A 13,609-nucleotide genomic window follows, 5' to 3' on the forward strand; every position below is an offset into this window, starting at 1 on the left:
CGCGAATTTACTGTACGTCGCCAAACAGTCCCTTCAAAAACCGCTCCAGCGCCATGCGTGAGCTGAAGCCATGCGGAATACCATAATGCTCATGCCGTTCACCGCCCAAATAGAGCGGAAATTGCTGATAGTGATCGCAGGTTTTAATATCCGAGGCAGGCTCAGCAAATGACAGACTTCTGTCTTTCAGCGTCGGGTGAATAATGAGAGCGGTACGTCCCATTCTTGCTTCACGATTAACGTAAACATAATTATCGCCACGGCGATATCCATACGCTTTTGGTGTCACCTCATCCATGGTGAATCCCTCTTTTTCAAGAACGCGCGCCACCTCATCAGGTCGTAAATACATATCTTTTCCTCGTTATCTTTTCCTGCCCGGCAACCTTACAGTATTCAGCATTAGCAGGGCTTTCAGAATAATCCATAAACTGCCGGATAACGCGTGATGCGCTTCAGATATTAAATTTCTGAACTAAACTGAACGGGAACACAAAATTACGGAGGATCGTATGTTTAACAGACCGAACCGAAACGATATTAATGACGACGCTCAGGATATTCGTAATGATGTCAGCCAATTAGCGGACACGCTCGAAGAGGTGCTGAAGTCCTGGGGAAGTGACGCGAAGGACGAAGCGGATGCCGCAAAGCGTAAGGCTCAGTCTCTGCTCCGTGAAACCCGCGCACGCTTAAACGGCCGCACGCGTACGACACAGGCTGCCTGCGATGCTGTCAGCTGCGCAACGACCTTCGTGCGCGAGAAACCGCTCTGTACGCTCGGCACGGTAGCGGCAGTCGGTATCTTTGTGGGCGCTCTGCTTAGCCTGCGTAAATAACCCGCTCACGCACCGTTATCTGCCCCGGTGGTCAGTGGCTGCCGGGGCTTTTCTTTGCCTTCTCGCCTGTAAAACCCGTATAGCCTGCCCTGCCCCGCTGTGCTCATCATCGGGACAACATCAATCTAAATTTCCCATATCTTGTATGGTTGAAACTTAAGACAACTACATCTAGTATTCCTTTTAGCAAGACACACACAACCTGACGCGATGACTCGCGCCGTTATCTCATTTTAAATGGAAATACGAATCATGAGCATTATTATTTACACTCGTAACGATTGTGTTCAGTGCCACGCGACCAAACGGGCAATGGAAAGCCGCGGCGTGGCGTTTGAGATGGTGAATATTGACCAGCAGCCCGAGGCCGCCGATACCCTTCGCGCGCAGGGTTTCCGTCAGCTTCCGGTGGTGGTGGCCGGGGAGACCAGCTGGTCTGGCTTCCGCCCGGACATGATCAACCGCATCGCCGCGCAGGCAGCACGGGCATGAGCAGACTGGTGTTCTTCTCCAGCAGCTCGGAAAACACGCTCCGCTTTATTGAGCGCGTCGGGCTGCCTGCGGTGCGCATTCCCCTTAACGAGCGGGAGCGGATCCGGGTAGAGGAACCTTACATTCTGGTGGTGCCCAGCTATGGCGGAGGCGGTACGGCGGGCGCTGTGCCTCGCCAGGTGATCCGCTTTCTGAACGATCCCCATAACCGGGAGCTGATCCGCGGCGTCATTGCGGCGGGGAATCGCAATTTCGGCGATGCCTTTGGTCGCGCCGGAGATGTCATCTCTCAAAAGTGCGGCGTGCCGTATCTCTATCGCTTTGAGCTGATGGGGACGCAGCAGGACGTCGAAAACGTGCGTAAAGGAGTGAACGAATTTTGGCAACGACAACCGCAGAACGGGTAATGCAGGCGACGCCGGATTACCACGCATTAAACGCCATGCTTAACCTCTATGACCGGGAGGGACGCATTCAGTTTAATAAAGACCGTGAGGCGGTGGACGCCTTTTTTGCCACCCACGTGCGGCCCAACAGCGTGACTTTTGCAAGCCAGAATGAACGTCTCGACTATCTGGTTAACGAGGGCTACTACGACGCGCGCGTCCTCACCCGCTACGAACGCGCCTTCGTCGTGAAGCTGTTTGAACGCGCCCACGCCAGCGGTTTTCGTTTCCAGACGTTCCTTGGCGCATGGAAGTACTACACCAGCTACACCCTGAAGACCTTCGACGGTAAACGCTACTTAGAAAGCTATGAAGACCGCGTGGTGATGGTCGCGCTGACCCTGGCGCAGGGCGATGAAGCGCTGGCGGAACAGCTCACCGACGAGATCCTCTCCGGACGCTTCCAGCCCGCCACGCCAACCTTCCTCAACTGCGGCAAGGCCCAGCGCGGTGAGCTGGTCTCCTGCTTCCTGCTGCGCATCGAAGACAATATGGAGTCGATTGGCCGCGCGGTGAACTCGGCGCTGCAGCTTTCCAAACGCGGCGGCGGCGTGGCGTTTCTGCTCTCTAACCTGCGTGAAGCGGGCGCGCCGATCAAGCGCATCGAAAACCAGTCCTCCGGCGTGATCCCGGTGATGAAGATGCTGGAAGATGCGTTCTCCTATGCCAACCAGCTTGGCGCGCGCCAGGGCGCGGGCGCGGTTTACCTGCACGCGCACCATCCGGACATTCTGCGTTTTCTCGATACCAAACGCGAAAACGCCGACGAAAAAATCCGTATCAAAACCCTGTCGCTGGGGGTGGTGATCCCGGATGTCACCTTTAAGCTCGCCAAAGAGAATGCCGAGATGGCGCTCTTCTCGCCGTATGACATCGAGAGAATTTACGGCAAGGCCTTTGGCGACGTGGCCATCAGCGAGCTCTACGACGAACTGGTGGCCGACGATCGCATTCGCAAAAAAACCATCAACGCCCGCGATTTCTTCCAGACGCTTGCCGAAATTCAGTTTGAGTCCGGCTATCCGTACATCATGTTTGAGGATACGGTGAACCGCGCGAACCCGATTGCCGGGCGTATCAACATGAGCAACCTGTGCTCGGAGATTTTGCAGGTCAATAGCGCGTCAGCCTACGACGAAAACCTGGACTACGCGGAGATCGGCAAAGACATCTCCTGCAACCTCGGGTCGCTGAATATCGCCCACACCATGGATTCACCCGACTTTGGCCGCACGATAGAAACCGCCATTCGCGGGCTGACGGCGGTGTCGGACATGAGCCACATCCGCAGCGTGCCGTCTATTGAAGCGGGCAACGCCGCGTCGCACGCCATCGGGCTGGGGCAGATGAACCTCCACGGCTATCTGGCGAGGGAAGGCATCGCCTACGGCAGTCCGGAAGGACTGGACTTCACCAACCTCTATTTTTACACCGTCACCTGGCACGCGCTGCACACCTCAATGATGCTGGCGCGCGAGCGCGACCAGCGCTTCGCGGGCTTTGAGCAGTCCCGCTACGCCAGCGGGGAATATTTCAGCCAGTATCTGGAAGGCGACTGGCAGCCGAAAACCGAAAAAGTGCGCGAACTGTTTGCTCGCGCGGGGATTACCCTCCCGACGCGTGAAATGTGGCAGCAGCTGCGTGACGACGTGATGCGCTACGGCATCTACAACCAGAACCTGCAGGCGGTGCCGCCAACCGGTTCGATCTCCTACATCAATCACGCCACCTCGAGCATTCACCCGATCGTATCGAAAATTGAAATTCGCAAAGAAGGCAAAACCGGGCGCGTTTACTACCCTGCCCCGTTTATGACCAATGAGAACCTGGCGCTCTATCAGGACGCGTATGAGATCGGGCCGGAAAAAATCATTGATACCTACGCCGAGGCGACAAAACACGTGGATCAGGGGCTGTCGCTGACGCTGTTCTTCCCGGATACCGCCACCACGCGGAATATCAACAGAGCGCAGATCTACGCCTGGAAGAAAGGCATCAAAACGCTCTACTACATTCGCCTGCGCCAGCTTGCGCTGGAAGGCACCGAAATTGAAGGCTGCGTGTCCTGCGCGCTGTAAGGAGAAAGGATGAAACTGTCACGCGTGAGTGCCGTTAACTGGAACAAAATCCAGGACGACAAAGACCTGGAGGTGTGGAACCGCCTGACCAGCAACTTCTGGCTGCCGGAAAAGGTCCCGCTCTCCAACGATATTCCGGCCTGGCAAACGCTGAGCCACGCCGAGCAGCAGCTGACGATCCGCGTTTTTACCGGCCTGACGCTGCTGGATACCATTCAAAATACCGTCGGCGCACCGGCTCTGATGAGTGACGCGCTGACGCCGCACGAAGAGGCGGTGATGTCGAACATCAGCTTTATGGAGGCGGTGCACGCCCGCTCCTACAGCTCGATTTTCTCCACCTTGTGCCAGACCAAAGACGTGGACGCGGCCTATGCCTGGAGTGAAGCGAGCGAGTCATTGCAGAGAAAAGCGGAGCTGGTGCTGACGTATTATCGGGCCGACGAGCCGCTGAAGAAGAAGATCGCCAGCGTGTTTCTGGAATCGTTCCTCTTCTATTCCGGGTTCTGGCTGCCCATGTACTGGTCGAGCCGGGGCAAGCTCACCAACACCGCCGATTTGATTCGGCTCATCATTCGTGATGAAGCGGTGCACGGGTATTACATCGGCTATAAGTATCAGAAAGGGCTGGAGAAAGTCAGCGAGGCAAAGCGCGAGGAGCTTAAAGGCTTTGCGCTGGATTTGCTGATGGATCTGTACGACAACGAGCTGAGCTATACCGAGGAACTGTACGCCGGCACCGGCTGGGAGGACGACGTGAAGGCCTTCCTCTGCTACAACGCCAACAAGGCGCTGATGAACCTGGGTTATGAGGCGCTTTTCCCACCGGAGATGGCGGAGGTGAACCCGGCGATTCTGGCCGCGCTGTCGCCCAACGCCGACGAAAACCACGATTTCTTCTCCGGGTCGGGTTCGTCGTATGTGATGGGCAAAGCGGTGGAAACCGAGGATGAAGACTGGGATTTTTAATGAACGTTAACGTTCGTTAATTTAATATAAACCCAACAATTTCCTCTCTAATATTTACAAAGCAACTACACTGTCATTTCTGAGTCATATTCGCCTGAATCATTCCGATCCAGGCGAAATTCCCCTACGCAGCAGCAAAAAATTGAGAAAAATTCAAAACGCTCTCAGCCCTTTATTCATGGGAAATTCAGCCGTTTCGCTTCCCTGAAAATTCACGCCATAAGCAAACCCAGGGTTGTCTCAGATTCTCAGTATGTTAGGGTTATGCCCGTTAACAATTTACCATGGTAATCATATCGACATAAACAAATAACAGGACACTCTCTATTGCATGGCAATTAAATTAGAAGTGAAAAATCTTTATAAAGTATTTGGCGAGCATCCGCAGCGCGCATTCAAATATATTGAAAAAGGCCTTACGAAAGAGCAAATTCTGGAAAAAACCGGGCTATCGCTTGGCGTTAAAGACGCCAGTCTGGCCATTGAAGAAGGCGAGATTTTTGTCATCATGGGATTATCCGGTTCGGGTAAATCCACTATGGTTCGCCTTCTCAATCGCCTGATTGAACCCACCCGCGGGCAGGTGCTGATTGACGGCGTGGATATCGCCAGAATATCAGACGCTGAGCTTCGCGAGGTGCGCAGAAAGAAGATCGCAATGGTGTTCCAGTCATTCGCGCTAATGCCACACATGACGGTACTGGATAATACCGCCTTCGGCATGGAATTAGCCGGCACGCCGGCTCAGGAACGTCAGGAAAAAGCCCTTGATGCACTGCGTCAGGTCGGGCTGGAAAATTATGCGCATGCGTACCCGGATGAACTTTCCGGCGGTATGCGTCAGCGCGTTGGATTAGCCCGCGCATTAGCCATTAATCCAGATATTTTATTAATGGATGAAGCCTTCTCCGCCCTCGATCCGTTAATTCGCACCGAGATGCAGGATGAGCTGGTAAAATTACAGGCTAAACATCAGCGAACCATTGTCTTTATTTCCCACGATCTGGATGAAGCCATGCGTATTGGCGACCGTATTGCCATTATGCAAAACGGTGAAGTGGTGCAGGTCGGCACGCCGGATGAAATTCTCAATAATCCGGCGAACGATTATGTCCGCACCTTCTTCCGCGGCGTGGATATTAGCCAGGTCTTTAGCGCCAAAGATATTGCCCGTCGAACGCCAAACGGCATTATTCGTAAAACGCCAGGCTTCGGCCCGCGCTCGGCGCTTAAGCTGCTGCAGGACGAAGACCGTGAATACGGTTATCTGGTTGAACGCGGCAATAAATTTGTCGGCGTTGTCTCCATCGACTCTCTGAAAACCGCGCTTGGCGAAAACCGGGGAATCGATGCGGCGTTAATTGACGCTCCGCTTGCCGTGGACGCCGAAACGCCGCTCAGCGAGTTGCTCTCTCACGTGGGTCAGGCGCCGTGCGCCGTGCCGGTCGTGGGCGAGGAACAACAGTACGTCGGCATCATCTCAAAACGGATGCTGCTGCAGGCTTTAGATCGCGAGGGGGCAAACAATGGCTGATCAATCAAACCCGTGGGGCATCACTGAAGCAGCGGACAGCGCTGCGCAATCCGCCGACGCGTGGGGTTCCACGCCAGCCCCCGCCGATGGCGGCGGCGCGGCAGACTGGCTGAACAGCGCACCCGCGCCTGCGCCAGAACACTTCAACATCATGGATCCGTTCCATAAAACGCTGATCCCGCTGGACAGCTGGGTGACGGAGGGGATCGACTGGGTGGTCACGCACTTCCGTCCGGTTTTCCAGGGGATCCGCATCCCGGTGGATTACATCCTGAACGGCTTCCAGCAGCTGATGCTGGGCATGCCGGCACCGGTGGCGATTATCCTGTTCTCCCTGATCGCCTGGCAGTTTGGCAGCGCCGGGATGGGGGTCGCCACGCTGATTTCGCTGATTGCCATCGGCGCGATTGGGGCCTGGTCGCAGGCGATGATCACCCTGGCACTGGTGCTGACCGCCCTGCTCTTTTGCATCGTCATCGGCCTGCCGATGGGGATCTGGCTGGCGCGCAGCCCGCGGGCCGCGAAGATAATTCGTCCGCTGCTGGATGCAATGCAGACCACCCCGGCGTTCGTCTATCTGGTGCCAATCGTGATGCTGTTCGGCATCGGTAACGTGCCGGGCGTGGTGGTGACCATTATCTTCGCCCTGCCGCCGATTATTCGTCTGACCATTCTGGGGATTAACCAGGTGCCTGCGGACCTGATAGAGGCGTCACGCTCGTTCGGTGCCAGCCCGCGCCAGATGCTGTTTAAGGTTCAGCTTCCGCTGGCCATGCCGACCATCATGGCGGGCGTTAACCAGACGCTGATGCTGGCACTCTCAATGGTGGTGATTGCCTCGATGATCGCCGTTGGCGGACTGGGCCAGATGGTGCTGCGCGGCATTGGCCGTCTCGACATGGGGCTGGCCACCGTCGGCGGCGTCGGGATCGTGATCCTCGCCATTATTCTTGACCGCCTGACTCAGGCCGTCGGTCGTGATTCACGCAGTCGCGGCAACCGTCGCTGGTATAGCACCGGCCCTGTCGGGTTACTCGCCCGCCCTTTCACGAAATCAAAATAAGGAACAACGATGCGACATAACGTACTTTTTGCTACCGCGTTTGCCACCCTTGTCTCCACCAGCACGTTCGCGGCTGACCTGCCGGGCAAAGGCATTACCGTGCAGCCGGTGCAGAGCACCATTTCGGAAGAGAGCTTCCAGACCCTGATCGTCAGCCGCGCGCTGGAAAAACTCGGCTACACGGTCAACACGCCGAGCGAAGTGGATTACAACGTGGGCTATACCTCGATTGCTTCCGGTGACGCCACCTTCACCGCGGTGAACTGGCAGCCGCTGCACGACGATATGTATGCCGCCGCCGGTGGCGACAAGAAATTCTACCGCGAAGGCACCTTCGTGACCGGCGCGGCGCAGGGTTATCTGATCGACAAGAAAACCGCCGATAAGTACCACATCACCAACATTGAACAGCTGAAAGATCCGAAGATCGCCAAACTGTTCGACACCAACGGTGACGGCAAGGCCGACATGATGGGCTGCTCGCCGGGCTGGGGCTGTGAAGCGGTGATTAACCACCAGAACAAAGCCTTCGATCTGGCGAAAACGGTCGACGTGAGCCACGGCAACTATTCTGCGATGATGGCCGACACCATTGCCCGCTTCAAAGAGGGTAAACCGGTGATCTACTACACCTGGACGCCGTACTGGGTGAGCGACGTGCTGAAGCCGGGTAAAGACGTGGTGTGGCTGCAGGTGCCGTTCTCCTCCCTGCCGGGCGAGCAGAAAGACATCGACACCAGGCTGCCGAACGGCATGAACTACGGCTTCCCGGTGAACACCATGCATATCGTGGCGAACAAAGCCTGGGCCGAGAAAAACCCGGCAGCGGCGAAGCTGTTCTCGGTGATGAAGCTGCCGCTGGCGGACATCAACGCCCAGAACGCGATGATGCATGCGGGTAAATCCTCCGAAGCGGATGTGAAAGGCCACGTGGACGGCTGGATCAAAGCCCACCAGCAGCAGTTTGACGGCTGGGTGAAAGAGGCGCTTGCGGCGCAGAAGTAAAAAATACAACACAACCTAACCCCTCACCCTAACCCTCTCCCCTTTGGGGGGGGCTGGGGTGAGGGGATTAACCGCACAAACACACACATAACAATCCCCCAACATTCACAATCATTAGCTATTATGGTTTCCGGAAAAATAATCACTCAACTAACGATTCCTGAAACTAATGACAAAAACCACTCAAGGGCTTAGCCCCGCACTCATCCTTTTAATGTCCGTGGCAACGGGTCTGGCGGTCGCCAGCAACTATTACGCGCAGCCTCTTCTCGACACCATCGCCCGCGCGTTCAATCTCTCCGCCAGCTCCGCAGGCTTTATTGTCACCGCTGCACAGCTCGGCTATGCCGCCGGACTGCTGTTCCTGGTGCCGCTCGGCGATATGTTTGAACGCCGAATGCTGATCGTCTCCATGACCCTGCTGGCCGCCGGTGGGATGCTGATCACCGCCAGCAGCCAGTCGCTGACGATGATGATCGTCGGTACCGCGCTGACGGGGCTGTTCTCCGTGGTGGCGCAAATTCTGGTCCCGCTCGCCGCGACCCTCGCCTCCCCGGAAAAACGCGGCAAGGTGGTGGGCACCATCATGAGTGGCCTGCTGCTGGGGATTTTGCTGGCGCGTACCGTTGCCGGGCTGCTGGCAAGCCTCGGCGGCTGGCGCACCGTATACTGGGTAGCGAGCGTGCTGATGGTCATCATGGCGCTGGCGCTGTGGCGCGGGCTGCCAAAAGTGAAGCAGGACAACCACCTGAACTATCCTCAACTGCTGGCCTCCGTTTTCAGTCTGTTCACCCAGGATAAGCTTCTGCGCACCCGCGCCCTGCTGGGCTGTTTCACCTTCGCTAACTTCAGCATTCTGTGGACGTCGATGGCGTTTCTGCTTGCAGCGCCGCCGTTCAATTATTCCGAAGGGGTGATTGGCCTGTTCGGTCTGGCCGGTGCCGCAGGCGCACTGGGCGCGCGTCCCGCAGGCGGGCTGGCCGACAAGGGTAAATCCCACCTGACCACCTCCGCAGGGCTGATTTTACTTCTGCTCTCCTGGGCGGCAATCTGGTATGGGCACGTCTCGGTGCTGGCGCTGATCGTCGGCATCCTGGTGCTCGATCTCACCGTTCAGGGCGTTCACATCACCAATCAGACCGTCATCTATCGCGTGAAGCCAGAGGCGCGTAACCGCCTGACGGCCGGTTACATGACCAGCTACTTCATTGGCGGCGCGGCGGGTTCGCTCATTTCAGCGTCGGCGTGGCAGCATGCAGGCTGGTCGGGGGTATGTGCGATCGGGGCCATCGTCGCCACCCTTAACCTGCTAGTATGGTGGCGTGGTTACCATCGCCAGGATGCAATTCACTAAGTTTTACATTGCGTTGGCCTCTTAGGGTGTTAAGAGGCCTTTCACTCTGTTAATGTAAACGTAATCATTTATCCCAGAAATTTTAATGTGGGTGACATATTTACAATCGGCATGAATAGTTCAGACCCCCGTCCTCACATCCTCTCTTCAGCGGGTTCACACCCTACGCTTTCTGTGCTCACCGGGTCACGGACTTACCCGGCGCTTTCTGATGGTGACATTGATTTGGCGGATATAACCGCACAAATAATTCATTTACATTATTTGTCACTATCGTTACTATATCGGCTGTAATTAATGAGGTTATGCCCAAATGGATAGTTCGTTTACGCCCATTGAACAAATGCTTAAATTCCGCGCCAGTCGCCATGAGGACTTCCCGTACCAGGAAATCCTGCTGACTCGCCTGTGCATGCACATGCAGGGTAAGCTACTGGAAAACCGTAATAAAATGCTGAAAGCTCAAGGGATTAACGAGACGTTGTTTATGGCGTTGATTACGCTGGAGTCTCAGGAAAATCACAGCATTCAGCCTTCCGAACTGAGCTGCGCGCTGGGCTCTTCCCGTACCAATGCGACCCGTATTGCCGATGAACTCGAAAAGCGTGGCTGGATTGAGCGCCGTGAAAGCGACAACGATCGCCGCTGCCTGCATCTGCAACTGACCGATAAAGGTCACCAGTTCCTGCGCGAGGTGCTGCCACCTCAGCACAATTGCCTGCACAAACTCTGGTCTGTCCTCAGCACCGCCGAGCGCGACCAGCTTGAGCACATCACTCGCAAGCTGCTCACCCGTCTTGACCAGATGGATGAAGACGGCGCCGTTCTTGAGGCGCTGCGCTAACGCGACGACACGCTCACCATTCCAGATTCATAAGAAAACCGACAGGCCAGCACGTCACACTGCTGGCCTTTCTGACAACAGGTCGGCTCAGCCGATGTGAAAATAAGAAGATCGTGGAGAACTACAATGAGCGCAAATGCGGAGAGCACTACCCCGCAGCAACCGGCCAACAAGAAAGGCAAACGTAAGAGCGCCCTTCTTCTGTTGACCTTGCTCTTTATCATTATTGCCGTGGCATATGGGATCTATTGGTTTTTAGTACTGCGTCATGCTGAAGAGACTGACGACGCGTACGTAGCAGGGAACCAGGTACAAATTATGGCGCAGGTGTCGGGCAGCGTGACGAAAGTCTGGGCTGACAATACCGACTTTGTGCAAAAAGGCGATGTGTTGGTGACCCTCGATCCAACCGACGCCCAGCAGGCGTTTGAAAAAGCACAGACCGCGCTGGCCTCCAGCGTCCGTCAGACCCGCCAGCTGATGATCAACAGCAAACAGCTGCAGGCCAACATCGACGTGCAGAAAACGGCACTGGCGCAGGCGCAGAGCGACCTGAACCGCCGCGTGCCGCTCGGCACGGCTAACCTGATTGGCCGTGAAGAGCTGCAGCACGCCCGCGATGCCGTGGCCAGCGCTCAGGCACAGCTGGATGTGGCCATTCAACAGTACAACGCCAACCAGGCGATGGTGCTAGGCACCAGCCTGGAAAACCAGCCCGCCGTTCAGCAGGCGGCGACTGAAGTGCGCAACGCGTGGCTTGCCCTGCAGCGTACTAAAATCGTCAGCCCGATGACCGGCTATGTCTCCCGTCGTTCCGTCCAGCCAGGGGCGCAGATTAGCCCAACCACGCCGCTGATGGCGGTCGTGCCGGCAGACAATCTGTGGGTAGATGCCAACTTTAAAGAGACACAGCTTGCCCATATGCGCATCGGCCAGACCGCGACGGTTGTCAGCGACATCTACGGCGATGACGTGAAGTACACCGGTAAAGTGGTCGGCCTGGATATGGGGACCGGCAGCGCCTTCTCCCTGCTGCCTGCGCAAAACGCCACCGGTAACTGGATCAAAGTGGTTCAGCGTCTGCCTGTGCGTATTGAGCTGGATGCCAAACAGCTGGCGGATCACCCGCTGCGTATCGGCCTCTCTACGCTGGTGACGGTCGACACCGCCAACCGCGACGGTCAGATCCTGGCAAGCCAGGTTCGCAGCAGCCCGGCTTATGAAAGTAACGCCCGTGAAATTAGCCTCGATCCGGTCAACAAGCTGATCGATGACATCGTGAAGGCAAACGCCGGTTAATCCGAAGGTGAGCGTTATGCAACAGCAAAAGCCGCAAAAACCGCTGGAAGGGGCGCAGCTGGTCATCATGACCATTGCGCTCTCTCTTGCGACATTCATGCAGGTGCTGGACTCCACCATCGCGAACGTGGCGATCCCGACCATCGCCGGTAACCTTGGCTCGTCGCTGAGCCAGGGGACCTGGGTCATTACCTCGTTTGGGGTGGCAAACGCCATCTCCATTCCGATTACCGGCTGGCTGGCAAAGCGCGTCGGTGAAGTGAAGCTGTTCCTCTGGTCGACGGTATTGTTCGTTCTTGCCTCCTGGGCGTGCGGCATGTCCAGCAGCCTGACGATGCTGATATTCTTCCGCGTTATTCAGGGGATTGTCGCCGGGCCGTTGATTCCGCTGTCGCAGAGTTTACTGCTGAACAACTACCCGCCCGCCAAACGCTCAATTGCGCTTGCGCTATGGTCAATGACCGTGATTGTCGCCCCGATTTGCGGGCCTATTTTAGGCGGCTATATCAGCGACAACTATCACTGGGGCTGGATCTTCTTCATCAACGTACCGATTGGCGCCATCGTGGTAATGCTGACGCTCCAGACGCTGCGCGGCAGAGAAACCAGGACGGAACAGCGGCGTATCGACGCCATTGGTCTGGCATTGCTGGTTATCGGCATCGGTAGCCTGCAGGTCATGCTCGACCAGGGCAAAGAGCTGGACTGGTTCAACTCCCGGGAGATCATCATCCTGACGATTGTCGCGGTGGTGTCGCTGAGCTTCCTGATTGTCTGGGAGCTGACGGACGATAACCCGATAGTCGACCTGTCGCTGTTTAAGTCGCGAAACTTCACCATAGGCTGTCTGTGTATCAGCCTCGCCTACATGCTCTACTTCGGCGCGATTGTACTGCTGCCTCAGCTGTTGCAGGAGGTATACGGCTACACCGCAACCTGGGCAGGTTTAGCCTCGGCACCGGTTGGATTGATTCCGGTTCTGCTGTCGCCGATTATTGGCCGCTTCGCCCACAAGCTCGACATGCGCAGGCTGGTGACGTTCAGCTTTATCATGTACGCCGTATGCTTCTACTGGCGCGCGTATACGTTCGAACCGGGAATGGACTTTGGCGCGTCCGCGTGGCCGCAGTTTATTCAGGGCTTTGCCGTGGCGTGTTTCTTTATGCCACTGACCACCATCACGCTTTCCGGTTTACCGCCTGAGCGCATGGCGGCGGCGTCGAGCCTGTCGAACTTTACGCGAACGCTGGCGGGCTCCATCGGTACCTCGATCACCACCACCCTGTGGACTAACCGTGAATCGATGCACCATGCGCAGCTGACCGAAGCGGTGAACCCGTTCAACCCGAACTCCCGCGAAATGTACAACCAGCTTCAGGGAATGGGTATGACGGAGCAGCAGGCGTCAGGGTGGATTGCCCAGCAGATCACCAACCAGGGGCTGATTATCTCGGCCAACGAGATTTTCTGGATATCGGCGGGGATCTTTATCGTCCTGCTGGGGCTGGTGTGGTTTGCTAAACCACCGTTTGGCGCCGGTAGCGGCGGCGGTGGCGCGCACTAGTTCTGTGCACGAGTTGCCGGGTGGCTGCTACGCCTTACCCGGCCTACGCTTACCGGGCCACCATTCGTAGGCCCGGTAAGCGTAGCGCCACCGGGCAACAATCGCCACCGTGTCCAGAACGC

General features: G+C 56.6%; 13 protein-coding genes. 12 read left to right on the forward strand and 1 reads right to left on the reverse strand.

What is annotated here, in order from left to right; translation table 11 throughout:
* Nucleotides 1-7 precede the first annotated feature (7 nt).
* The gene (locus tag AC0TNG_RS03120) at nt 8-352 is read right to left on the reverse strand and encodes a DUF2002 family protein (RefSeq protein WP_024907681.1); all 345 of its coding nucleotides are present in this window, start codon (nt 350-352) and stop codon (nt 8-10) included.
* A 160-nt stretch (nt 353-512) separates the two neighbouring features.
* Between AC0TNG_RS03120 and AC0TNG_RS03125 the strand changes: the two genes are divergently transcribed.
* From AC0TNG_RS03125 to emrB, 12 genes are all read left to right on the forward strand, one after another.
* Nucleotides 513-839 carry an ElaB/YgaM/YqjD family protein gene (locus AC0TNG_RS03125; protein ID WP_008502569.1) on the forward strand — a complete coding sequence of 109 codons (327 nt, stop codon included), beginning with the start codon at nt 513-515 and terminating at the stop codon, nt 837-839.
* Nucleotides 840-1,091: 252 nt separating this feature from the next.
* Nucleotides 1,092-1,331, forward strand: a complete 240-nt coding sequence (nrdH, locus tag AC0TNG_RS03130; RefSeq protein WP_008502570.1) for a glutaredoxin-like protein NrdH — start codon at nt 1,092-1,094, stop codon at nt 1,329-1,331.
* Nucleotides 1,328-1,738 (forward strand): class Ib ribonucleoside-diphosphate reductase assembly flavoprotein NrdI, encoded by a 411-nt coding sequence (gene nrdI / locus AC0TNG_RS03135; RefSeq protein ID WP_024907682.1) that lies wholly within the window; start codon nt 1,328-1,330, stop codon nt 1,736-1,738. Before nrdH ends, nrdI begins: the two co-directional genes overlap by 4 nt.
* Nucleotides 1,711-3,855 (forward strand): class 1b ribonucleoside-diphosphate reductase subunit alpha, encoded by a 2,145-nt coding sequence (gene nrdE, locus AC0TNG_RS03140; protein ID WP_473713286.1) that lies wholly within the window; start codon nt 1,711-1,713, stop codon nt 3,853-3,855. Before nrdI ends, nrdE begins: the two co-directional genes overlap by 28 nt.
* 9 nt (nt 3,856-3,864) lie before the next feature.
* The gene (gene nrdF / locus AC0TNG_RS03145; protein WP_032647991.1) at nt 3,865-4,824 is read left to right on the forward strand and encodes a class 1b ribonucleoside-diphosphate reductase subunit beta; all 960 of its coding nucleotides are present in this window, start codon (nt 3,865-3,867) and stop codon (nt 4,822-4,824) included.
* 331 nt (nt 4,825-5,155) lie between these two features.
* Nucleotides 5,156-6,358 (forward strand): glycine betaine/L-proline ABC transporter ATP-binding protein ProV, encoded by a 1,203-nt coding sequence (gene proV, locus AC0TNG_RS03150; RefSeq protein ID WP_024907685.1) that lies wholly within the window; start codon nt 5,156-5,158, stop codon nt 6,356-6,358.
* Nucleotides 6,351-7,421 (forward strand): glycine betaine/L-proline ABC transporter permease ProW, encoded by a 1,071-nt coding sequence (gene proW / locus AC0TNG_RS03155; protein WP_473713287.1) that lies wholly within the window; start codon nt 6,351-6,353, stop codon nt 7,419-7,421. The genes proV and proW overlap by 8 nt, the downstream gene beginning before the upstream one ends.
* 9 nt (nt 7,422-7,430) lie before the next feature.
* Nucleotides 7,431-8,426 (forward strand): glycine betaine/L-proline ABC transporter substrate-binding protein ProX, encoded by a 996-nt coding sequence (gene proX, locus AC0TNG_RS03160; RefSeq protein ID WP_024907687.1) that lies wholly within the window; start codon nt 7,431-7,433, stop codon nt 8,424-8,426.
* Between the two features lie 169 nt (nt 8,427-8,595).
* Nucleotides 8,596-9,780, forward strand: coding sequence for an MFS transporter (locus AC0TNG_RS03165; protein ID WP_024907688.1), 1,185 nt, complete (start codon nt 8,596-8,598; stop codon nt 9,778-9,780).
* A 313-nt stretch (nt 9,781-10,093) separates the two neighbouring features.
* Nucleotides 10,094-10,624, forward strand: coding sequence for a transcriptional repressor MprA (gene mprA / locus AC0TNG_RS03170; protein ID WP_023333174.1), 531 nt, complete (start codon nt 10,094-10,096; stop codon nt 10,622-10,624).
* Between the two features lie 126 nt (nt 10,625-10,750).
* Complete coding sequence (gene emrA, locus AC0TNG_RS03175) at nt 10,751-11,923, forward strand: multidrug efflux MFS transporter periplasmic adaptor subunit EmrA (protein WP_045909303.1); 1,173 nt, start codon at nt 10,751-10,753, stop codon at nt 11,921-11,923.
* Nucleotides 11,924-11,939: 16 nt separating this feature from the next.
* A complete protein-coding gene (gene emrB, locus AC0TNG_RS03180) occupies nt 11,940-13,487 on the forward strand; it encodes a multidrug efflux MFS transporter permease subunit EmrB (protein ID WP_024907690.1) in 1,548 nt (515 codons plus the stop codon).
* The last annotated feature ends 122 nt before the right edge of the window (nt 13,488-13,609 follow it).

The sequence above is a fragment of the Enterobacter sp. PL_is514 genome (genome assembly GCF_055816715.1).